Source organism: Candidatus Nitrososphaera gargensis Ga9.2, from assembly GCF_000303155.1.
GTDB lineage: Archaea > Thermoproteota > Nitrososphaeria > Nitrososphaerales > Nitrososphaeraceae > Nitrososphaera > Nitrososphaera gargensis.
This window is the reverse complement of sequence record NC_018719.1, coordinates 1-19,790: the sequence shown is the minus strand read 5'-3', so window position 1 is coordinate 19,790 and position 19,790 is coordinate 1. Positions and strand designations below refer to the sequence as shown.

General features: G+C 52.7%; 26 protein-coding genes. 7 read left to right on the top strand and 19 right to left on the bottom strand.

The genetic code is table 11. The features are described from left to right. Positions 1 to 177 precede the first annotated feature (177 nt). Together nrdD and NGAR_RS00100 are read right to left on the bottom strand one after the other, a co-directional pair. Positions 178 to 2,250, bottom strand: coding sequence for an anaerobic ribonucleoside-triphosphate reductase (gene nrdD / locus NGAR_RS00105; protein WP_015017547.1), 2,073 nt, complete (start codon positions 2,248 to 2,250; stop codon positions 178 to 180). A gap of 124 nt (positions 2,251 to 2,374) precedes the next feature. Continuing rightward, positions 2,375 to 2,998, bottom strand: a complete 624-nt coding sequence (locus NGAR_RS00100) for an SNF7 domain-containing protein (RefSeq protein ID WP_015017546.1) — start codon at positions 2,996 to 2,998, stop codon at positions 2,375 to 2,377. 144 nt (positions 2,999 to 3,142) lie between these two features. Between NGAR_RS00100 and NGAR_RS00095 the strand changes: the two genes are divergently transcribed. Beyond that, positions 3,143 to 3,754, top strand: a complete 612-nt coding sequence (locus NGAR_RS00095) for a hypothetical protein (protein ID WP_015017545.1) — start codon at positions 3,143 to 3,145, stop codon at positions 3,752 to 3,754. On the opposite strand, the gene NGAR_RS16935 is transcribed toward NGAR_RS00095, so the two are convergent. The 6 genes from NGAR_RS16935 to NGAR_RS18605 form a co-directional block, all read right to left on the bottom strand. Next, positions 3,751 to 3,915, bottom strand: a complete 165-nt coding sequence (locus NGAR_RS16935) for a hypothetical protein (protein ID WP_015017544.1) — start codon at positions 3,913 to 3,915, stop codon at positions 3,751 to 3,753. The genes NGAR_RS00095 and NGAR_RS16935 overlap by 4 nt on opposite strands. A gap of 77 nt (positions 3,916 to 3,992) precedes the next feature. Then, entirely contained in the window at positions 3,993 to 4,163 is a 171-nt protein-coding gene (locus NGAR_RS16930) for a hypothetical protein (protein ID WP_187147598.1), read from the bottom strand. A gap of 81 nt (positions 4,164 to 4,244) precedes the next feature. Continuing rightward, positions 4,245 to 4,631 (bottom strand): Zn-ribbon domain-containing OB-fold protein, encoded by a 387-nt coding sequence (locus NGAR_RS00090; protein ID WP_148681678.1) that lies wholly within the window; start codon positions 4,629 to 4,631, stop codon positions 4,245 to 4,247. Then, a complete protein-coding gene (locus NGAR_RS00085; RefSeq protein ID WP_015017541.1) occupies positions 4,631 to 5,800 on the bottom strand; it encodes a thiolase domain-containing protein in 1,170 nt (389 codons plus the stop codon). Before NGAR_RS00085 ends, NGAR_RS00090 begins: the two co-directional genes overlap by 1 nt. 153 nt (positions 5,801 to 5,953) lie before the next feature. After that, positions 5,954 to 6,247 carry a hypothetical protein gene (locus tag NGAR_RS00080; protein WP_015017540.1) on the bottom strand — a complete coding sequence of 98 codons (294 nt, stop codon included), beginning with the start codon at positions 6,245 to 6,247 and terminating at the stop codon, positions 5,954 to 5,956. 574 nt (positions 6,248 to 6,821) lie between these two features. Next, positions 6,822 to 6,953, bottom strand: coding sequence for a hypothetical protein (locus NGAR_RS18605; protein WP_266190350.1), 132 nt, complete (start codon positions 6,951 to 6,953; stop codon positions 6,822 to 6,824). A gap of 408 nt (positions 6,954 to 7,361) precedes the next feature. On the opposite strand from NGAR_RS18605, the gene topA reads away from it, so the two are divergent. Together topA and NGAR_RS18600 are read left to right on the top strand one after the other, a co-directional pair. Further along, entirely contained in the window at positions 7,362 to 9,419 is a 2,058-nt protein-coding gene (topA, locus tag NGAR_RS00075) for a DNA topoisomerase I (RefSeq protein ID WP_015017538.1), read from the top strand. 74 nt (positions 9,420 to 9,493) lie between these two features. Continuing rightward, complete coding sequence (locus NGAR_RS18600; protein ID WP_266190349.1) at positions 9,494 to 9,625, top strand: hypothetical protein; 132 nt, start codon at positions 9,494 to 9,496, stop codon at positions 9,623 to 9,625. Here the strand turns inward: NGAR_RS18600 and NGAR_RS00070 are convergent. The 4 genes from NGAR_RS00070 to NGAR_RS16925 are packed head-to-tail and all read right to left on the bottom strand — an operon-like array spanning position 9,622 to position 11,256. Next, positions 9,622 to 10,449 carry a carbon-nitrogen hydrolase family protein gene (locus NGAR_RS00070; RefSeq protein ID WP_015017537.1) on the bottom strand — a complete coding sequence of 276 codons (828 nt, stop codon included), beginning with the start codon at positions 10,447 to 10,449 and terminating at the stop codon, positions 9,622 to 9,624. The two genes, NGAR_RS18600 and NGAR_RS00070, sit on opposite strands and share 4 nt — an antisense overlap. Positions 10,450 to 10,488: 39 nt before the next feature. Continuing rightward, positions 10,489 to 10,725, bottom strand: coding sequence for a hypothetical protein (locus NGAR_RS00065; protein WP_015017536.1), 237 nt, complete (start codon positions 10,723 to 10,725; stop codon positions 10,489 to 10,491). 5 nt (positions 10,726 to 10,730) lie between these two features. After that, positions 10,731 to 10,907, bottom strand: a complete 177-nt coding sequence (locus NGAR_RS00060; protein ID WP_148680737.1) for a tautomerase family protein — start codon at positions 10,905 to 10,907, stop codon at positions 10,731 to 10,733. Between the two features lie 19 nt (positions 10,908 to 10,926). Further along, complete coding sequence (locus NGAR_RS16925; protein ID WP_015017534.1) at positions 10,927 to 11,256, bottom strand: helix-turn-helix domain-containing protein; 330 nt, start codon at positions 11,254 to 11,256, stop codon at positions 10,927 to 10,929. A gap of 66 nt (positions 11,257 to 11,322) precedes the next feature. On the opposite strand from NGAR_RS16925, the gene NGAR_RS00050 reads away from it, so the two are divergent. After that, a complete protein-coding gene (locus tag NGAR_RS00050) occupies positions 11,323 to 11,994 on the top strand; it encodes a uracil-DNA glycosylase (RefSeq protein WP_015017533.1) in 672 nt (223 codons plus the stop codon). Between the two features lie 133 nt (positions 11,995 to 12,127). Here the strand turns inward: NGAR_RS00050 and NGAR_RS00045 are convergent, their stop codons facing one another. The 3 genes from NGAR_RS00045 to NGAR_RS00035 all read right to left on the bottom strand — a co-directional run bounded on the left by NGAR_RS00045 (position 12,128) and on the right by NGAR_RS00035 (position 13,856). After that, a complete protein-coding gene (locus NGAR_RS00045) occupies positions 12,128 to 12,319 on the bottom strand; it encodes a hypothetical protein (RefSeq protein WP_015017532.1) in 192 nt (63 codons plus the stop codon). Between the two features lie 54 nt (positions 12,320 to 12,373). Further along, positions 12,374 to 12,892 (bottom strand): transcription factor, encoded by a 519-nt coding sequence (locus tag NGAR_RS00040; RefSeq protein ID WP_015017531.1) that lies wholly within the window; start codon positions 12,890 to 12,892, stop codon positions 12,374 to 12,376. Between the two features lie 61 nt (positions 12,893 to 12,953). Beyond that, entirely contained in the window at positions 12,954 to 13,856 is a 903-nt protein-coding gene (locus NGAR_RS00035; RefSeq protein WP_015017530.1) for an adenylate/guanylate cyclase domain-containing protein, read from the bottom strand. 117 nt (positions 13,857 to 13,973) lie between these two features. Here NGAR_RS00035 and NGAR_RS00030 point away from each other — a divergent pair, with 117 nt between their 5' ends. After that, positions 13,974 to 14,159: a hypothetical protein gene (locus NGAR_RS00030; RefSeq protein WP_015017529.1), complete on the top strand. Its 186-nt coding sequence runs from the start codon at positions 13,974 to 13,976 to the stop codon at positions 14,157 to 14,159. Here NGAR_RS00030 and NGAR_RS00025 read toward each other — a convergent pair. Then, entirely contained in the window at positions 14,143 to 14,514 is a 372-nt protein-coding gene (locus NGAR_RS00025; protein WP_015017528.1) for a response regulator transcription factor, read from the bottom strand. The genes NGAR_RS00030 and NGAR_RS00025 overlap by 17 nt on opposite strands. An 80-nt stretch (positions 14,515 to 14,594) precedes the next feature. Then, positions 14,595 to 15,044, bottom strand: a complete 450-nt coding sequence (locus NGAR_RS00020) for a COX15/CtaA family protein (protein ID WP_015017527.1) — start codon at positions 15,042 to 15,044, stop codon at positions 14,595 to 14,597. 104 nt (positions 15,045 to 15,148) lie between these two features. On the opposite strand from NGAR_RS00020, the gene NGAR_RS00015 reads away from it, so the two are divergent. Then, the gene (locus tag NGAR_RS00015) at positions 15,149 to 16,744 is read left to right on the top strand and encodes a hypothetical protein (protein ID WP_015017526.1); all 1,596 of its coding nucleotides are present in this window, start codon (positions 15,149 to 15,151) and stop codon (positions 16,742 to 16,744) included. Here the strand turns inward: NGAR_RS00015 and NGAR_RS16920 are convergent. Next, entirely contained in the window at positions 16,741 to 16,899 is a 159-nt protein-coding gene (locus tag NGAR_RS16920) for a hypothetical protein (protein ID WP_187147597.1), read from the bottom strand. The genes NGAR_RS00015 and NGAR_RS16920 overlap by 4 nt on opposite strands. Positions 16,900 to 16,983: 84 nt before the next feature. Between NGAR_RS16920 and NGAR_RS00010 the strand changes: the two genes are divergently transcribed. Beyond that, positions 16,984 to 18,477 (top strand): DNA-directed DNA polymerase II small subunit, encoded by a 1,494-nt coding sequence (locus tag NGAR_RS00010; protein ID WP_148680735.1) that lies wholly within the window; start codon positions 16,984 to 16,986, stop codon positions 18,475 to 18,477. On the opposite strand, the gene NGAR_RS00005 is transcribed toward NGAR_RS00010, so the two are convergent. After that, positions 18,470 to 19,690: a Cdc6/Cdc18 family protein gene (locus tag NGAR_RS00005; protein WP_015017524.1), complete on the bottom strand. Its 1,221-nt coding sequence runs from the start codon at positions 19,688 to 19,690 to the stop codon at positions 18,470 to 18,472. The two genes, NGAR_RS00010 and NGAR_RS00005, sit on opposite strands and share 8 nt — an antisense overlap. Positions 19,691 to 19,790: the final 100 nt, after the last annotated feature.

The following is a 19,790-nucleotide window of genomic DNA, read 5'->3' as shown; positions in this document are numbered from 1 at the left end:
CTTAGTAGAATGTCATTAATTCAGAGCTGAAATCCGAGTATAGCAGTATAATATTTTGTAAAAAACGAAAAGAAAGTTCTGCCAATTACCAGCTCTGCAAACGTCGGCAGCTTGCCTGCATCATCATAATTCTAAAAAATAATGATGCGGCGCGGCAGCTGCGCAGCAGCTGCAAGATTACGAATACATCGTCAGCTTGTGCGGCGACTTGCAATGCTCACACTTGTCTGCAACAGCCTTTGAGCGCTGGCCGCACGTCGTGCACACTGCAAGCTTGATGCGGGGGCGCAGGAACGGCAGCTCTGCTGCAACAGCAACCTCTATCGCGCTCTTGGCCTCGGCTGCCGACAGGTCGGTCACGTCCAGGGTTGCGGCAAAGCCCCCGTTCAGCAGCTTGTCGATGGCTATGCATTCCTGTGTTGCGCCCTTGTCTGAGAGGATTTCCTTGCCATTTAGCGTCATTCCTTGGGAATAGCTGGTAGTGTTCTGCGATTGCAGAAGTGAGACCTTGCCATACTTCTCAGAGTCGAGGGTGGCAAACCTCACGCCAGAGCCGTCCGAGACCATGGCAATGCCGGCCCCCTCCTCGCCAAGCTGCTTGCCTTGGCTGGCCGCCACCTCGGTGGCCGTCTTGAGCACCTTCTGGAGCACCTCACTCGAAGAAGACTCGCCCAGTATGTTGTAGACCGATTCGCGGGCTCCAGTAAGGTTGATCACTATTGTCGACGTGCCCCTCTGCATTGACTGAGTGGCGCTTGCAAGCGAAGGGAGCAGGCCCCTCTTGGCATAGTCGACTATGGTTTTCTTGCGCATCGACATTGCTGCAAGCGACGGCTTTATCATGAGCGCCAGCTTTGCCCTGAAATAAGTTTCGTCCTTATTTGATTCGTATGCAAGCCGCGGCAGGTTTATCGAAAGCGAATGGAACGACATCGCTGCTGCGCCCTTGCCTGATTTGCGGATGCCATTGCTTGCCCGGGCGCCGCCGCTACTACTGCCTATTGAAATGATGCCGCCGCTGCGCACAGCTGCGGCCACATGGTCAAGGTTGTCCTTTATTATTATCTTGCCTGCTGCTATCGCAAGGCCTATCCTTGGCGCGGGCGTCGCGTCGACGTATTTCCTGTAGCCATCGAGCAGCGCGTTCAGCTGCCGCGCGTCAATGCCGTCAGGCACTGCTATTGTCGCTATAGTGCCGGAGTACGAAGGCGCGGCTGACGAAGCTGCCAGCGCTCTTGCAAACCGCGAAGCAATGTCTTCAGGGTCTTTCAGGTTCTTTAGCAGCGCTGGCACAATGCCTTCAATCACGACTTCTGATGAAGCCTCCCTTGAAAGGAGCGACACCAGAGCCGGCAGCGCGGCTATTACATCATCCGGGCTCTTGATCGCCGGGATTCTGGCCACGTTCAGGAACCGCCCTTTTAGGTCCAGCCCCTCTTCAAGCTCTGACAGGTCGAAAAAGACCGTGTCTGGGAGCAGGCCCCACACTCCAGCGTTTGAAATGTTGATCTCACCGGCCAGGTGCATGTCGGCGATGTCCTTTGGCAGCGTGTTGAATACCAGATACTCGGAAAAGACCGAGCCGGCAGTTTTTGCCATGACGCTGTCCACCGTCGCGCCTTCGGCTGAGAGCATCTCGACAATGTCTGAGGACGGAAGGCCCACCCTTGCAAGCTTGTTGCGATACTCCTCGTGGCCGTGCTCTATGAGGACAGAGTTGACTGTCTCGCGTATTAGAGAAGATGTTAGGTAGGCAGTCTGGAACTTGTAGATCTTGTTCTCGACCTCCTCAGTGATTTTGTGTGCCTGCTCCAGCGGCAGGTTGGCCTCTCTCACGAGCGACTGGATTATCTTATGCGAGTTGAACTCCTCAATGGTGTGCCTGCTGGTCCTCACGTACATTTTGCCGCTCTCGATTATCGAGCGCTCCTCGATCTGCCTTGCCAGAGACAGCACGAGCTTGCCCAGGTTCGTTATTGTATACCTGCGCTCTGCCTTGTTGAGGGCAACCAGCAATTGCCTCAGCAGCTTCCTCAGGTGGTAGGCAAACTTGCCCGACTCTTTCTTTGACTTGAAGCCGGCCAGCGCCTTGAGTTCAGAATAGGTGAGCGGCCCCTTTGTATTGAGAATGCGCAGTATATCGATCCTGTTCGGGCTTGCCATCACCGAGAAAATCATCCTGACGCGCTTTGACGCAGACTCCAAGACCCCGCCTTTCTTGGAATCCTTTGCTTGAGAATCAAAACTCATCTGTTCCATTGCACCCCGTTATCAAGGTAAATGATTAAAACTACTTTGTAAAATATTTTTAACTAACAGTACGATCTACTGCCCTACTTGGGCTTGACCAAAAGGTCAACTATTGTCTAGCTAGTTAGCTTTCAACCATCACCCTCGTCTCTTCGGCAGGCTGCTGCTCTTCTTCTTGTTCCTGCTTTTGAACCGGGATGATGTTGGTTGGCACCTCTGGGAGCTTGGCCTTTGCCTCGTCCTCAAGCACCCCCTCGATCTCGTTGAGTATCGAAAGAGCATCTGCGTCCACAGGAGTCGAGATTCTGGCGTCTGCCTTGATGTTTGCGTTGAGCAGCACGTCCGTGGTCACAGTCGAGACCTCGGAGAGCGCCTCGCTGGCAGCTGGGATGGCCCGGGTCAGCTCCGTGTGGATTCCCTTTATCATCTCAATGGTTGGGTCGATGGTGTCGAGGATCTTGGCGAACTCGTTTATCGTACTGAAGCGGATCACTATCGCCTCAAGCGCAAGGCCGGTATGCTGCGTAGTTCGGCGGAGCCGCCTCACATTTGACAGTTCAGTGGCGAGGATCTTGGCACGGGCGTTGTTGCCTGACTTGATGTTTGAGGTTATCTGCTCTAGGTAGTACGCCTCCATAGAGGCAAACCTCTTGTCGAGCATCTTGAGGCGCGTGAGCTGGTTGTAGACCACGCCGGTCGCTGTGGTGATCTGGCTCACGAACTGCTGGCGCTTGTCTCCCCCTGCCATCTTCTTATACTACTACCAGCCGGCGAAGTAAAACGGCAAAACCCCGGATGTTGTACTCTGTGTACAAAAAGCTGCTACAAAGCTGAGCTACGAAAAAATTTGTATCTTCTTCTTAATAGCGATGGTCGCGTACAAAATAGCAAGATGGTCACAGACGAGGATCACAGCCGCCACGTTTCAAAGAGAGAGCACATCGCAAAGCATCTGGGCGCACGCAAGATCGAGTTCATCGCAACCACAATCATTGGAGTCGTGTTTGCAGTCAGCTTTGCCCACCTCGAATACTATTACATTAAGGACCCTGCGCTTCAGATCTCAAACGGCGAGGTGCTGGTCACCGACTCGAATTTCGACAGGAGCAGAGAGACCGAGCCCATTATTGGCAACATGTACCAGTATCATCTGTTCCCGATGCTTTTCATATTTGTCCTCATCAGCTTTGCCGCGCTCTGGGACGACATGTCGTTCAAGCTTCTCGGCCGGCACAAGCGCATCAAGGCGATGTTCATTGGCTTTGCCAACCTCATCACCGCGATAGTGGTTGAGGATTTTGCATGGTTTGTCAACAGGTGGGCCGTGCCGCTTGAGAGCGATCCAAAAGGCGGGCTCTTGATGCAGTGGACGGACTGGACGTCGATGCACATGGGCGCAATAGACTTTGGAAGCTTTGTGGTGCCCACGTGGTATCTGATTGCGGTAGCGCTTGCCGCGCTAGCATACTATGGCGGCTTTCGCAAGCACGATCGACTGCGCTAGCGCTTGCTTACTGCAACAGTAAAATCGCCAGGGTTGAGCGCGGCGCCGCACACGGGGCAGCGGTTGTTTGTCGCGCGCAGCGCGTCCTTGACCGACTTGAGCATTCGCATCTTGTAGACCACCGAGCCGCACTTGCCGCAAACTACATCTGCAGATAGCATATGCTAGCAGCCTGCAATAACTGGAATAAGAAAAGTCTCCTTGACAGTTTTTTACAAAACGCGCAACTGCCGCTATGCTAGATCGGCGCCTTGCCTCTGTTGATCCGGGGCGATGGCTGCGCCGGTGATGTCCAATCTGTCACCTTAAAGCTGGCATGTCCGGTCTTGCTCGTGTGATCGTCGGCATCCTGCTTGAAGAAAAAGAACTGGCCACACGCTTGACATTCATACACTTTTGATTCGAACATGTACATAGGCATAAAGACGCGGGTGGTGGATATAAGAAAAAGCTAGGTGTGCCGCGTTACATACATACACAACAGTTGTTGTTACTTCTGGAGCATCAGACCGTGCTTTGAATCAAAGCCGGCCACTCTTACCTTGGTGCCTATCGGCAGGTCGGCCGGGACCTTGATGCCGGGCAGGAATCCTGACGCTCTCAGCTGCGAGTTGTCTACCTTGAACACGACCCAAGCGTACGAGCCGGCATCCTCAAAGCCCTCAGGCGCAACCGCCTGGATGGTGTATGTCACCACCGTGCCGGCCCCCTCAAGCTCCACATGCTTGAATTTGCTGCCAGAGCACTTTTCACAAAAGAGCACCGTCTCAAGCATCATGTGGCCGCACTTTACGCACTTGTGGGCAAGTATCTTTTTCCTGTTGGCAGCCTCAATGAACCTCTGGTGTGTGCTTTCCGTTGACGACAATTTCTCCATCATTTCCTGTCAACTTTTTTGAATATGTGGACTGCGGCGCTTGCGCCAGTGGCACCAAAGTTGTGTGTGAGCGCAATCTCGGCGTTTGGCACCGTGCGTTCGCCGGCCATGCCGGTGAACTGCTCGAACACTTCGACCACCTGCCCGACGCCTGTCGCGCCGATCGGGTGGCCCTTTGATTTCAATCCGCCTGACGGGTTTATCGGGATCTCGCCATTGAGGCGCGTCGCCCCGTCCCTCACCGCGTGGGCCGCCTTGCCCTTGGGGAAGAACCCGAGATCTTCGATGTCGATTACCTCCGCTATCGTAAAGCAGTCGTGCACCTCTGCAAAGTTGATGTCTTTTGGAGTCACTCCGGCCATCTTGTACGCCTGCCTTGCTGCAGCGACCGTGCTTGGGATGGTGGTGATGTCCTCCCTTCCCTGCACTGCTGCCGGCGAAGCGCCTCTGCCAGAACCAATTATCTCTACGTATGGTCTGCCGCTCTTTTTCGCAAACTCTTCGCTGCAGAGGATCGTTGCAGAAGCGCCGTCAGAGAATGGGCAGCAGTCAAGCAGCTTTAGCGGCGATGCGACCACCGGCGATTTCAAAACGTCGTCTACCGTGATCTTTTTGCGCACATGCGCCTTTGGGTTCAGCAGGCCGTTTTCATGGTTCTTGACCGCGACATGTGCAAGGTCCTCCTCGGTCGCCTTGTGTGTGTTCATGTAGGCGCGGGCCATCGAAGCGAACAGCCCAGGGAATGAAGCGCCGTTGCCACCTTCGTAGAAAAAGTCAGAGCAGTATGAAAACAGAGTGGTGCTGTGCACCGTGCCGGTATGCGTCACCTTTTCGACGCCAAGTGCAAGGACGCAGTCGTAAAAACCAGCTGCCACGTTAGCATAGGCTTCCCTGAACATGACCGAGCCCGAGCCGCACGCAGACTCGATTGTGAGCCCCGGGACATGCGAGATGCCAAGGTTGCTCATGATGACAGGCGCCATGTGCACCTGCTTGTCCGCAACCCCGAACACGTTAGAGATGTAGCCTGCCTGAATGTCCTTTGGAGTGATCCCGGCCGATTCAATGGCGTCCTTGGCCGCATTTAGTGCAATTTCAATAATACTTTCGTTCAATTTTCCATATTTCGTGCTGCCGGCACCAAGAACGCAGACTTTGCTGTTTGCCATCTCTGTAGAAAATAGTTTTTTGCATTATAAATAGCTTGATTAGTGTTGCAGCAGAAGAATCAGGGGCGGTGTGTAGTATATAGTGTGCGGTAAAACAAGCAGGCGGATGATATGATGTCACATTTCGTTAGCGATGTCCGATAGGAACGAGTCCTACCCGCTATCGCTCATTTTCTTGATAAGTGCCGACACCTCGTGCTGGCTGAACTGGCCGGAGTCCTTCAGGATATCGATCATTTTCATCTCGTTCAAGTGATAGGCATATTTCTCGATCTTCAAGATTTCATGATAAACCAGCTTGCCAAGCGTAGTCTGAAGGTACTTGTTGCCAAACTTGCGCACAAGGTCAACATTTTTTAGCGCCCTGAGCCCTTTGTAGTACTGCTTTCTTGAAATCCCTGATCTTTCAAGAAGGGCAAAGTTGTACCTGATGCCTACGCTGGCCATGTGGAATAGCGTCAGATTCTCCTTTGAAGATAGACAGAGGATTTCTCTTGCATCTTTTGAACAGGCTCATTGTCATCAATGGCAAATTTTTTATCAACCACTTTCAGTGGTAAAAATGCATTAGTCATTTTTATAATTAATAGAACTTGAAATTGTTTCTTAATAACCTAAGATAGAATACTAATGGATAGAGATTTTTGTCATCTGTACATATCCTGTTCTGCCAGACAAAAAACTGAAGATTGAATTGACAAAAAGAAAAAAGAATGATAGGATTGAGACTCGCTTAGAGTCCGCCCAAGCCAACTACTGGTGCAACAGAGACGGCGCCGCAATCCTGATCTGCATCAGCGCTTTGCTCGTTGCTCTGTTCATTAGTGTTCTCTGCATTCTGTTCTGTCTCTTGCTCGTTCTCCTGATCGGTGCTCTCTTTAGATTCTTGGTTGCCAGACAGCAGTCTGTTGATCGAACCTAACAGGCTGTTCTGCTCATCATCTTGCCCTGTGTCTTGATCGCTGCTCTGCTCGCTCAGAAGGGTTTGCTCTGAACTCTGCTTGTTCTTCTGTTCATTTTGCTAGGTTTGCTCCGAGTTCTGCCTTTGTTCCTGCTGTTGGTTGCAGTCAATGTTTGCGATCTCGGCATTGATTAGCTGCGCGTTGGCTGTTAACACAAAGGCGACGGCTGCCATGACCAGCACGGTCCCCAATGCAAGGAACGCTAGTCTGGATTCTATTCTGTTCAGCGCATCCTAAAAAATAGGATACGGATTTATCATGTCTGCCAGAAAATTTCTTAAACTGATTCGTTACATGCTTCTTCCCGGCGGCTCGGCAAAAATTAGCACAAGGCTCCTTGCAGGGCAAGAAGAATTTTCCAAGTTCTGGGGCTTTTTGGCATCATGGGACACAAAGGGTTTATCACTTATCAGATATCTTTCTTGCATTATTGTTATAGAGAATCATGCTGCGCTGATCCATGATCTATGCCATCGTTATGCCTGAGGACAAGCAGATAAATTATTTCGATGGCCAGATGTAGGATAGCCCGCCGCTATCAGAGCCAAAAGCGGGATCGGATTGTTAATATTGCAATATCTTCCAAGATCGGCTAGTTCTTGTACACGCTCGTCGTCTGCGAAAAGCCCGATGCTGCAAGGAGGATAGCGCAGGCGCTGGGCGATCCAAAGGAGTCAAAGCCAGCCGGGATTTCTGTTTTTGACGTGGCAAATAGTGATTGCCACTACAAGGTGTGCAGTGCTCTTGGCCACCTCTATGGTCTTGCCGATTCGACAAAGAACAGGAGCGTGTATCCTGTGCTCGACTTGGAGTGGGCGCCGGTCGACAAAAATCCAAGGGCAGCTAGAGCCATCAAAGTCATCTCTGAATTATCAAAAAATGCGTCGGCATTTGTGCACGCGTGCGACTATGATCAGGAGGGCGAGGTGATAGGTCACAACATCCTGCAATACGCGTGCGGCGGCAAGTATGAGAAGGCGCTGCGGGCAAAATTCTCGACGCTCACCGACGAGGAGATAAGGGAGTCGTTTGCCAGCCTAGAAAGGCCGAGCGGCGGGCTAGCGGAGGCCGGTCGGTCGCGCCACATGCTTGACTTTATCTATGGCGTCAACCTCTCAAGGGCGCTTGCCCAGTCGCTCAAGATGGCCAGCAACGGGTACTGCAACCTCTCTATCGGCAGAGTGCAGGGCCCGACGCTTGCGTTTGCAGTCGACAGGGAACTAGAAATAAGGCTGCACGTCCCTGATCCATACTGGACAATAGCGGCGCAGTTTGAAAAAAACAACCAGACATTTTCAGCGCAGTACGAAAAGCCAAAGGTTGGGACGCTTGCAGAAGCTAAGTCGATTGTAAGCGCGTGCATTGGCAGAGACGGGACGGTGAGCGATGTTGTTGACAGCAAGGCGGTGCTCGGGCCGCCCACGCCATTTAACATCGGCGACCTCCAGCGCGAAGCGTACAGGCTGTTCAAGCTCGGCCCCGGCTACACGCTTGCAATAGCTGAAAAATTGTATCTGCAGGCGCTGATCTCGTACCCCCGCACGTCAAGCCAAAAGCTGCCCCCTTCCATAGGCTACGGCAAGATAATCTCCAGCCTGTCAAGGATAGGAGGCTACGGGCAGCTGACATCGATGCTCCTCTCAAAGGGCCGCCTTGTGCCAAATGAGGGGCGCATGACAGACCCGGCGCACCCTGCGATCTACCCCACGGGCGTAGCGCCGCAGCAAAAGCTGAGCAGCCTTGAATTCAAGGTCTATGACCTAGTAGTGAAAAGGTTCCTTGCCACGTTTGGCGACCCGGCGATAAGCAGGCACACTGACGTTTCGATAGATGTTAACAGCCACACTTTCAAGGCGCAAGGCAGGTCGCCAGTGTATGAAGGCTGGATGGTGTTCTACAAGCCTCATGTCAGACTGGAACAACACGAGCTGCCAGAGCTGCGCAAGGGCGATCTAGTAAAAAACCTTGGCATAGATATGGAGGAAAAGTTCACACAGCCGCCCTACCGCTACAACCAGGCGAGCCTGCTTGCCAAGATGGAGCAGGAGCAGATAGGGACCAAAGCTACCAGAGCGGACATCATTGCCACACTGTTCAAGCGCAACTACATTGCTTCTTCGGTCAGGGGCGGGATCGAGGTGACAGACCTCGGCTTTGCAGTCATTGACTCTATGAGAACGTTCGTGCCCGCCATAATCTCTACAAGCCTGACAAGATCGATGGAGGAGCAGCTGGAAAAGGTAGAGCAGGGTTCTGCCGAAAGCGTTTTGGTCATAGAGCAGGCTGTCGATAAATTGATAGAGTCGCTGTCGGCGTTCATTGAAAAAGAGGTGGATATTGGCGCTCGGATAGGCAACGCCGCCTCTTCTTCTGCGAACGGCGCGCAGGCCGCAACGATGATCGGCTCGTGCCCGGTGTGCAAAAAGGGGCAGCTGCGCATGATAAAATCGTACAAGACAAAAAAGAGGTTCGTCGGCTGCTCGAACTATTCTGGCGGCTGCAAGGCCACGGCGCCTCTGCCACAGAAGGGCGCGATAAGGGTGCTAGGCAAGGCGTGCCCCGAGTGTGGCTGGCCGATAGTTGGAGTAGTTTTTGCAAGGCGGTCAAAGCATTGGAAAATATGTGTCAACATGCAGTGCCCATCAAAAAAGAAGTGAAGTTCTAGAACAAGCTTCGCTAGCATCCTTGCATCAACCTAATAAGAAAACGACCACCTGTTGCAATTAGTAAGATGATGTACAGCGATCACGCGCACATGTGCGAATATTGCAGGGAGAGGTTCCCATGCCCCCTAGACAAGCGCGAGTGCAAGATCGACTGGAAGACATCCCACAATGATCATCACTTGGCGCTGTCGTGCTAGTACGATAATAATCTGTACACGTCTGTACGGCGGTTCTTTAGCAGGGGCAGCGATTTTCTGACCTGCTGCACACGCGATTTATCAATTTCGATTACCTCGACGCCCTCTCGCTGACCCATATCGACAAGCACCACGCCAAACGGATCGACTGCCATGCTCCTGCCGCAATAGATGTTGCCCACCTGGTCGGGCGCGACCACGTACGAGCCGTTCTCAATAGCCCTTGCTTTTACCATCGTCTGCCAGTGCTCCTCCTTCATTTCGCCGGCGACCCATGCGGAAGGTGCGACTAGGAAGTCTGCGCCCTTGACAGTCAGGATCCTTGACAGCTCGGGAAACCGCAGGTCATAGCAGATCAAGAGCCCGACGCTGCCGGCATTTGTCTTGGCAGGCTTGGCGATATTTTTTCCGGGCACCAGCTTGGCAGACTCTTTGAACCCAAGCGCGTTGTAGAGGTGCAGCTTGCGGTAAACCGACGACACTTTGCCGGCGGGGCGTATCATCACGGCGGTGTCGTAGACGCGCTGGAACCTGCCGCTCTTTTCATAGATCGTCGCAATAACGCCGATGTTGTTTTTCTTGGCAGCCTCTGCAAGTTTTGAAACAAAGTTGCCCCTGACGGTTTCGGCTATGCCGGCGGCCAGCTGCGCCGCGGACTGGCTGCCAGGCGAAAACGCCATCTGGAACTCGGGAAAGCATACGAGATCTGCGCCCTTGGCAGCTGCCTCGGCGATAAACTCGATCGACTTGTCCAGATTCTTCTGTTTGTCCTCTGACGAACGCATCTGCACCAGCGCGACTCTCTTTTTCTTCTTTTTCTCCAAGCAGTGCACAAAAGACGCCCAAAATAAAAATAGTTTTTGCTACTGGGCTTCGCTTTTCAGCTTTTTTATCGCCAGATCAAGGGCGTCGAACCACCGGGCAGACTCGTACAGAAAATCTATGCGCCTGCCGCTCACAGGGAATCTGTAGCCCTTCCTCTGCAGCTCCTCCCAGATCTCTTGGCCCGTGAGGCGCTCGTAGGGGATAGAGTATCTCTTGACAGCGTTGATGATCCCGCTTGCCATTGTCTGGAGCTCTGGGTCATCAGGATCGTACATATCCTCTAGAGCGGCTTGCCCGACTGGAACCAGTTCTCCTTGGGCTTTTCGTCGTACACCACGATAACGTGTTCTGGCTTGGTCTTTAATATCTGGACCGCGGCGTCGGTTATAGCTTTTGCAAACTCGTCCTTCTGCTCTTTGGTCCTGCCCGGATACATTGATACTAGAATAAGAGGCATATATGTGAGCTAGCTTTTGTCAGGGCTGGCTTATATGTACATTGGCGACCGGCGTTGGAGCCATCTTTTCTTCTTCTGTCGTAGCGGCGTGGCTGTTTGACCTGCCAAGCTCGTACAGGGCGATCAAGTAACGCTTGATAAAGTTGACTCCGGGAGATGGCCTGCGGCCCTTCTCGTAGTCGCTCAGGACGGACGGCGTGATGTCCATCTTCCTTGCAAGATCTGCCTGCTTGACACCAAACTTTTTCCTCCAGTACTTTAGCTGCTGGGAGGGGTTGTCGCTCAATACCACAGAGCCGGCGATCAGTGCCAGCTCGTTGCCAGTATTATTATTAATGTCAGTGGACAAACGTAGAACGAACTGCCTTTTGGGTGATAAAAAGATTATTACGATAATAGATAAAAACTTGCTATCGTGAATACAGAGAAACTGCGCAAGCTCAACGCGCAGATAACCAAATGCGAATTGTGCCCGAGGCTGGCGCAGTACATCAGGCAGGTAGGTCAGGACAAAGTAAGGCGGTTTGCAAACGAACAGTACTGGGCGCGGCCGCTGCCAAGCTGGGGCGATCCAAACGCGCGGTTGCTGATAGTTGGGCTTGCGCCTGCAGCGCACGGCGGCAACCGCACCGGCAGGATGTTCACCGGCGACAGCTCGGGCGACTGGCTCGCAAGGGCGATGCATGAAACAGGGTTTGCGAGCATGCCGACAAGCAGGAGCAGGGACGACGGGCTGGTGCTAAAGGACGCCTACATCACTGCCGCGGTGCGCTGCGCGCCACCAGACAACAAGCCACTGCCATCCGAACTGCGGAACTGCTCTCAATATCTCATCTCAGAGCTCAAGCTTTTGGACAAGGTCAGGGTGGTGCTTGCGCTTGGCAAGATTGGATTTGACGCCTACTGCCGAGCTGTTGGAGCAAAGGGGCTCTCATTTGGGCACGGGGCTCGCCATCAGGTCGATGGAAAAACATTGCTTGCGTCCTACCACCCAAGCAGGCAGAACACGAACACGGGCAAGCTTACGTGGCCGATGTGGCTGCGGATCTTCAAGACTGCAAGCGCGATCATTGAAAAACAGAGGTAGCAAAGCACGTCCACTTCCTCCTATGCGAGTCGTGCTTTTTGTGCGCCTCTCTGTCCTGATGCAGACAGGAGGAGGATTGAAAATGCTCTATGTACAACAGTGGCAGAGGCTCAAATCCGCGCGGGTCAGTTAGTTAGCTAGCTTCGCAGCACGCCTTGCAGAGGAATTCTACCTTGATCACTTGTCCTAGATCGTACATCACCTTGCAGTAGGCGAGATGGTTGCATCGGGCGCACTGGATCGGCCGGGGAAGCGATGTGTACGTCTGCTTTCTGGTTATTGGGGAATCAAACACTTCTACAGAACGCTGGTGAACGCCTATCATGACATAGACATATTGTCAAACTAAATAAGGGATATCAGGCGGGCAAAAGCCAAATTATTTCTTTGAAGAAATGTCGGTCGTTATCTGGTCGATCTTGTAGCGCAGCGCCTCTTTGACCTTGGTGTTGTCCACCATGTTGAGCGGGCCTTTGCAGTTGGGGCACTTGAAGAACAGCTCGACCGCCGCGTCGAACTTTACGCGCGGGCAGTCACGGTTGCCGCAGTGGTAAAACTCGGTCGATTCTTCGTATTCCAGCCGCTTGTGCAGCCTGTCGAGGATCTTTTTCTTCTGGTTCTCGATAAAGTTGTCAACCTGGTCCTGCTTGGCGCGCCACCTATAGACGAACCAGCCCTTCTTTTCGTCCTTGACGCGGATGCCGGTTATCAGCGCCTTGCCAAACATGTCGTACAGCACCTTGCGGACGATGTTTATCTTCAGGCCCGTTGCGCTCGCTATCTCCTCGTCCGTGACGTCCTCGGTGTTCAGGAGGGCCCTGGCCACCTTGACGTACTCCTCGCCTCCAATAAGGCCGGCAATCTTGACAAAAGAGTCCTCGTATTCGATAGATCGCATCTAATAGTTTTACTAGTTTGTTTTTCCGATATATATCTACTCTCTCTAGCTGCTGCCTCTCTCAGGCTGTGCCATAAAGTGGGTATATCCCGTGCGAATAGTCGCTCACATAGTTCCACACTTCGGGGCTTATCCTGAGTGGGTGGAACGTGGACTTTTGCCTGTCGTCCAGCACGTCGTAAACCATCTGGCCTATCACTATCTGGTCCGGCTTGGCAAGCGTGGTCATTTTCGTCGCGATGTTGATTGTGTAGCCGAGTATGTCGTAGTGTGGGCTCCGCACTTTTTTTCCGTCAACTGTGTGCGTGTCCCACCCATACTGCACCACCACGTTTTCGCCAAGGTCTATCCCGACTCGCACGCTTATCTCAGGGTAGTCGTACTGGTTCAGGATCGGGTTTATCCCGTCCCGGATTATCTTGATCATCGACCGGGCGCAATTTACTGCATTGACGCACGGCAGGTACGTATCGTCGTTTGCAAGGAAGAACGCCAGTATCGCATCGCCCACGTATTTTAGTACGTAGCCGCCGTATGCCGCTATCGTGATTGACATCTCCTGCGTGAACGCCTGTATTATGGCGGCGAGCCGGTCTGCCGGCAGGCTCGATGAAAGCCTTGTCGAGCCTACAAGGTCAATGTGCAGGATAACAAATGTCGCCTTTGACTTGGCCAGCTTGCTCAGGATCTCCTGAGTCTCCTCGGTCGAGAGGTCGAACCTGCTCTCCACCTTGAGGGCCTTCCACACCCGCTCCTGAGCCATCTTGATCGCCTTATCCAGATCGACTACGGCGTCAAGGTAGAACGAGGCCAGTGTCGTCGTTTCAGTCGGCCTTGATTTTTCAGCAGATGCTATCACCCTGTCTACCTCCTCTTGGCTGATGTCGAGCTGGAGCGCAATGATGTCCGGCGGGATGCCAGAGTTGTACAAGTTGATTATAGTCTGCTGCTGGCTCTCGGCCATATTATAAAGCAAGTTGCTCGCAGGCGGTAGATATACTATTATTATTATTTACTGATAGAAGAAAGGTTCCAGCGAGATTAATAATAAGCACTTCCATTATACACATGCACGGGGACAATGGCGAGCAAAAATCAGGAAGAGGAAGAGAGGGCTCTGCTGACGATGACGAACATAAAGTATCTGGTGGAGGGCCTTGACGCGCTGCTGATGACCGACTTGGACGGAGAAAAGCGCAGGAAGGTCATACAGCTTCGCAACGAGCTGTTGGCGCACATCAACAGCATATTCAACGACTATTCGTAAGAGCCGCGCGGACCTTGTACATGACTTCGTTTATCGACAGTGGCTCTTTTTTTATCACGTCGTCCCTGTCAAGCGATCCCATCAGCCTGATCGCCTCGTCGCTTGACACCGAGAGCAGGAACATGAACCTGACCTCGCCGTTGTATGAGCGGATTTCGCGGTACAAATCAAGCCCCGTCATGCCACGCATCACAAGGTCGGTGATGACAACCCTGTATTTCATATGGCTTGCAAATTTTAATGCTTCAGAAGGGTCGGGCGTATGGTCGACTGAAAAGCCGTCTGCGCGGAGGTAGGTCGACACGAGGGCCGCCGTGTTCGGCTTTTGGTCCACAAGAAGAATTGTTTGATTCAACTCTCCCCTTCTCTTCTTGGCTCATTTTTGATATTAAGGGTGCTGGTCAATTGTTATAGAGTTGTTGATTCTCTCCTTCCTCAGCGTTTTCTAGCAAGCCTATAGGACGTCAGAAAGGTCATGAGCAGCATCGCAAAGAGCAGTATGCCGGTGGAGAGGTGGGTTGCGACGAGCAGCGCCTGCAGCTTTGTGAGCACGACGAACATGCCTATCACTATCTGCACCGACACCACGATTGCTGCTATCACAGCGGTCTTCCGGGCCGGGTGAGCGTTCTTGACGGCATAGATGGCGGTCGCATAGATAAGGCCGGCGGCAACTACGACCATCAACCTGTGGTAGTGCTCAAAGAAATACCTCTCTGGCGGCAGGTCAAAGCCATTTGGGCAGAGCGGCCAGTCCGGGCACGATAGCCCCTGATGCGACGCCGTGATGTAGACGCCGACTAGCATGACAGAGTAGAGCATGGCCAGTGCCGAGAACGAGAGGCCGACGGCCACCTTTGGTCTGGAATGCTGTACCTCTTCCAACAGGCAGGAAATCGTGCCTACGCCAATTATAACCTTGGCATTAGACTTTTTTCTGCTCTATTTTCTCATATCTGTTTTATGCGCTGGTGCCGCTAGTCAGTGCAATGGAAAATACTACCGATGCAGACCTGTCAAGTTTCGAGGGCAAGTACCCCAAAGACCTCTTCAACAAGAATGTTGAGGCAAATGGGCAGGCAATAGGACGCATTGCAAAAGAGACGGATGACACTATAGTGGTTTTCAGTGATTCCGGCAATTTGCGCTTTGACATACCCAAGTCAAAGATAGAGATGGCTGGCGGCTCGGTGATAGTAAAGGAGGAGGCGCTTGACCAGTATGTGGTTGACAAGGATGCGCCATTGCCAGAGAGCGGCGGCCTCAGGCCGTCGGCTGAGGAGATAATCCAAAAGGCTGGCGAAATCCCGGAGAGGCCGTCGGCGTCTGTCCCTGGAGAGCAGCAAGAATACAGGCAGCCGTCAGCAGTGGAAGAGAAGGCAATAGATATCGCCGATGACGTCACCGATGAATTCAAAGGCGTAGGCCGGGAGTTGGAACAGGCGGCCAAGACGGCCAAGGGCAAGATGGAAGAAATAGGGGCGACCGCGGCAAGCGATATGGAAGAAGCGGCAAGGCAGGCCGCAAGCAGCACCAGCAGCCTGGCGCGGTCAGGAGCCAGAGCAGCCAAGGAGAAAATCGTGGCTGCTCAGAGCAACACAGAGGCCGGCTTGAGCTCTGACAATATCTTGAAGATCGAAAAAGAGTCAAGGCAGCCGTCTACGGAGGTTAATCTTGGCAGCTACGAGGGAAAATATCCCAAGGACCTCTTTAACAGAACCGTGCTCCTGAACAACCAACAGCCAGTCGGGCGCGTGGTCAGAGAGACAGACGACATTATTGTGGTATTCAGCGATACCGACAGTTCTATTAGATTTGACATCCCCAAGTCCGAGGTCACTCTGGCTGGCGGCTCTATTGTCGCTAACGAGGATCTGCTGTTTCGGTACAGAAAGCGGAGAGATGATCCGATACCGCCGGGTAGGGCGCTCAGACCTTCAGGGAAAGAGATCCGCGCTGCGGCCGCAGAGCAGGTCGTTGTTGAAGCTGAGCAGAAAAAGCGCACGACTCCAGACGCGGTGATGCAACAGGGAGACTATCTGGCAGCCATGCCGCCGCCCGAGACCACGGTCGTGTCAAGGCCGGAAGGATATGTTGGCACCGAGTCAGAGCTGTCCAAAAAGGTCAAAGGGGCACTTGCGGAGCTCAAGGAGATAATCGTTGCAGGCACCAAGGTGGCAAAGAAAAAAGCCAAGCAAGCGCAGCTGCAGGCTGCGGAAAAGCAGGCAGAGATGGACGCAGCGGCGATCTCGCGGATGGGAGGGCTTTCTGCAAGGTTTGCTGACTCGTTTGAAGAAATATTATCAGAAATCAGGACAAGAACGTATGCAGATCAAGAGCAGATTTACACGGGCTTTCTAAAGCTGATGGATACGCAGCGCGAACTGGTGGTTGCAAGGCGCGACCTTGCCAGAAGGCTGAAGGACTCGGTCAATGTTCCTGTGGTAGACAATAATCCTCAGCTGGACGTGCCGCCCGAGCTTCCAGAGGACGTTAGTAAGAGCAGAACCCTTACCGAAGGCAGGAACACGACGACAACGAAAACAAGGCGGACACGCAAAACAATAAGGAAAAGAAAATCCTAGTAGTGCAGGCGCGAATTTTCGTAAAATTCCCTGTCCTCTTCTGCCATGACCACGCGCTTGTGGCATTCCTCGCAGAGCAGGTATTTCGAATCGGCAGGAAGCTCTTTTTTGCACTTGCCGCAGAATTTCTTCAACAACAACAGCAGGATGATCATGCGGCTTTCTAAGATAAAACTGTGCCGCGTATAGAGAAATCTACTTAAGCATGAAGTTCGCCATCAAAGCGAACAGGGGCAACGTTGGCTTTACAGAACGAAGTTTCTAACGCATTGTCGTATGCGGTCAGCAAAGGCTTCCAGATACATCCTGACGCGTTTGCAATGCTCAAGGGACTCGAATCTGCCGACGTGCTCAAGACCGTGCAGGAAATAATCAAATCCAAAAAGCCGTCAAAGAACGCGGTCATTCTGGTAGAGGATATCAAAGGCCTGCTGAGCCCCAAGAAAAACGATGGGCCGATAGAGCAGACGTGCACGGTGTTGATGGACCCGACGCCCAAGGTCACCACCGGAGAAGGCGTCGAAGGCTATGCGGCGCTCTTTAGGAGCAGATTTGAAAAGACAATGCGCATTCTGGCGCAGAGGCCCGACAGTAAGCGCATATCCAAGATAGCCTCAGTCAAGCAGAACTCACGCAATAATAATAGTAGCAAATTTGTTGAGAGGGGCGAAAAGAGCCTTCATGGCAGCGCAGGCTCGACCATAGTCGCCGGCCTCTTGATGTCAAGGCGAACCAAGAAGAATGGAATTGAAATTGCAGTTGACGACTATACCGGCATTTTGACAGTCACCGCAGTGGCCGAGGACGCAAAAAAACAGGCGGCAGCGCTTGCCATGGATCAGATGGTCATGCTCGAGCTTGAAAACGGCAAGGGCGCGCCGGGGCTGACGGTCAAGAACATCATGTCGCCGGACATACCCGACCACCTGCCCAACAGGAGCAAGTCAGAAGCGTACGCAGTTTTGATTTCAGACCTCCATGTGGGGAGCAAGTATTTCATGGAAAAAGAGTTTTTGCGATTTTTAGACTGGCTGTCGTCTGATGACGATAATGACATTGTGCGCAAGATCAAGTTCCTATGCATCGGAGGCGACGTGATAGATGGGATCGGCATATTTCCAAATCAGGACAAGGAGTTGCTGATGATGGATGCAGACAAGCAGATGAGCCACGCGGCGCGGCTGCTGGCCAAGGTGCCAAAGCATATCAAGATGCTAGTGATACCGGGCAACCACGACCCGGGAAGGAGGGCGCTTCCGCAGCCAGCGATCCCGGGCAAGGATCTAGCTGACCACCTTTACGGCCTGCCAAACTGCACGATGCTTGGCAATCCTGCATTTGTCGATCTGAACGGTGTCAAGTTGTTGATGTTCCATGGGCAGAGCTTGGATGATGTCATTGCCACCACGCCGGGCCTGAGCTATTCAAGGCCGGCAGAGGCGATGAAGGTGCTTCTCAAGGCGCGGCACCTTGCTCCGACATATGGCGAACGCACCCCGGTCGCCCCCGAGCAGGAGGACATGATGGTCATTACAGACGTGCCGGACATTTTCCATGCGGGGCACGTGCACGTGACGGATGTCCAGAGCTACCGCGGAACCCTTATCGTGAATTCAGGGGCGTGGCAGAGCCAGACAAAGTTCCAGCAGACCATGGGCATCACGCCGTCGCCGGGCATGGCGATACTAGTCAACTTGGCGACGCTCCAGCCTTCTATCCAAGATTTCAATTAGTAGCAGTAGTAATAAGCGACGCAAAATCTTCCTTGAGCGCTTCTTTGACTGTTGTCATAGGAATCGTTATCTTGATCTTTTGCGACCTGCCATAGCGCCCTTGGTTGACGATGTCTGTCGACACCAAACCAAGAAGCTCTAGCTCGCTTATTATCTGGGTGACACGCCGCTGAGTCAACGGCTTTTGCTCTACCTGCTTGCAGAGCGTCAGATAAGTGTCATAGACGTCGCCGGTGGTTCCGCTCTTTGATTTTGTCACAGCGATTATTACCAGCTTGTGGTGTACCGGCGCATTTTTCAGCGCTACAAATGGAGCATCTTTTTCCATTCTGTCCTGCCCCGCGCGAACATGCTTTTCATCAACTCTAGTTGCGCCTTCCCTTTCTGCAAGCTCGGCCGCGACCCTGAGCAGATCGATTGCCTTTCTTGCGTCGCCGTGCTCCCTCCCGGCCATCGCCGCGCAGAGGTTGATTGCCGCGTCAGAGATTGCGCCCTCGTTAAAGGCCAACTTGCTCCTCTCCTGCAGGATCTGGCGCAGTTGGTCCACCGTATATGGGTTGAACACGGTCTCTTCCTCGCTGAGGCTGCTTCTCACACGAGGGTCGAGTTTGTCCTTGAACGTGAGGCTGTTAGAGATTCCAATTAGAGTGACAAAGCCTCCCTTGCTCATCATGCGCTGGTTGGCCCTTGTAAAGTTGTAGAGGATATCGTCCCCACTCTTGTCGACAAGCGAGTCTATTTCGTCTATCACCAGGATAAAATGCAATTTTTTCTTTTGTATGTACTGCAGTATCCTGTCGGTCGCTTCGCCCATCGACAGGCCGGTAAAGTGCACCTGCTTGCCCTGCTCTTCCTTGTTGATGCCAAGATCTTCGGCAATTTCAAAGAGCACCTTGTACGCACTGCCGGCTGCCTTGGCGTTTATGAAAATTACCGTGACGTCTATCTTTAATTCATTTGACTTTTTCTGAAGCCTATCGACAACATTTTTTGCCACCGCGGTCTTGCCCGTGCCCGGCTTGCCAAACAGCAGCAAGTTTGATGGTCTTGCACCCTTGAAGACAGTCGACAGCACCTGCGCCAGAGTCTTTGCTTCTTCATCACGGAATGGAAGTTTTTCCGGCACATAATCTATCGTCAGTGCTTGGCGATTCTTGACAAGTGACTTGCCACTTGCGGCCTTGTCAAAAATGCTATCGATGTCAAAGCTCAATTGATATCACATCACCATTACGGGCGCGCCAATTTTAACCAGCCGCCACACCCCTCTTTTTCTTTTGCAAAATGCAAGTTTGTTAATTTTACCTTAACAA

What these genes read in the sequence shown, in the direction of transcription:
- NGAR_RS00065 (WP_015017536.1), bottom strand. Translation starts at nt 10,725, where the DNA reads ATGTACGATCCTGATGACCCAGAGCTCCAGACAATGGCAAGCGGGATC.
- NGAR_RS00090 (WP_148681678.1), bottom strand. Translation starts at nt 4,631, where the DNA reads ATGGAGAAATTGTCGTCAACGGAAAGCACACACCAGAGGTTCATTGAG.
- nrdD (WP_015017547.1), bottom strand. Translation starts at nt 2,250, where the DNA reads ATGAGTTTTGATTCTCAAGCAAAGGATTCCAAGAAAGGCGGGGTCTTG.
- NGAR_RS00030 (WP_015017529.1), top strand. Translation starts at nt 13,974, where the DNA reads ATGGCGAGCAAAAATCAGGAAGAGGAAGAGAGGGCTCTGCTGACGATG.
- NGAR_RS00015 (WP_015017526.1), top strand. Translation starts at nt 15,149, where the DNA reads ATGGAAAATACTACCGATGCAGACCTGTCAAGTTTCGAGGGCAAGTAC.
- NGAR_RS00045 (WP_015017532.1), bottom strand. Translation starts at nt 12,319, where the DNA reads ATGATAGGCGTTCACCAGCGTTCTGTAGAAGTGTTTGATTCCCCAATA.
- NGAR_RS00080 (WP_015017540.1), bottom strand. Translation starts at nt 6,247, where the DNA reads ATGGCCAGCGTAGGCATCAGGTACAACTTTGCCCTTCTTGAAAGATCA.
- NGAR_RS16930 (WP_187147598.1), bottom strand. Translation starts at nt 4,163, where the DNA reads ATGTTCGAATCAAAAGTGTATGAATGTCAAGCGTGTGGCCAGTTCTTT.
- NGAR_RS00060 (WP_148680737.1), bottom strand. Translation starts at nt 10,907, where the DNA reads ATGCCTCTTATTCTAGTATCAATGTATCCGGGCAGGACCAAAGAGCAG.
- NGAR_RS16920 (WP_187147597.1), bottom strand. Translation starts at nt 16,899, where the DNA reads ATGATCATCCTGCTGTTGTTGTTGAAGAAATTCTGCGGCAAGTGCAAA.
- NGAR_RS16935 (WP_015017544.1), bottom strand. Translation starts at nt 3,915, where the DNA reads ATGCTATCTGCAGATGTAGTTTGCGGCAAGTGCGGCTCGGTGGTCTAC.
- NGAR_RS18600 (WP_266190349.1), top strand. Translation starts at nt 9,494, where the DNA reads ATGATGTACAGCGATCACGCGCACATGTGCGAATATTGCAGGGAGAGG.
- NGAR_RS00100 (WP_015017546.1), bottom strand. Translation starts at nt 2,998, where the DNA reads ATGGCAGGGGGAGACAAGCGCCAGCAGTTCGTGAGCCAGATCACCACA.
- NGAR_RS00095 (WP_015017545.1), top strand. Translation starts at nt 3,143, where the DNA reads ATGGTCACAGACGAGGATCACAGCCGCCACGTTTCAAAGAGAGAGCAC.
- NGAR_RS00085 (WP_015017541.1), bottom strand. Translation starts at nt 5,800, where the DNA reads ATGGCAAACAGCAAAGTCTGCGTTCTTGGTGCCGGCAGCACGAAATAT.
- NGAR_RS00035 (WP_015017530.1), bottom strand. Translation starts at nt 13,856, where the DNA reads ATGGCCGAGAGCCAGCAGCAGACTATAATCAACTTGTACAACTCTGGC.
- NGAR_RS00040 (WP_015017531.1), bottom strand. Translation starts at nt 12,892, where the DNA reads ATGCGATCTATCGAATACGAGGACTCTTTTGTCAAGATTGCCGGCCTT.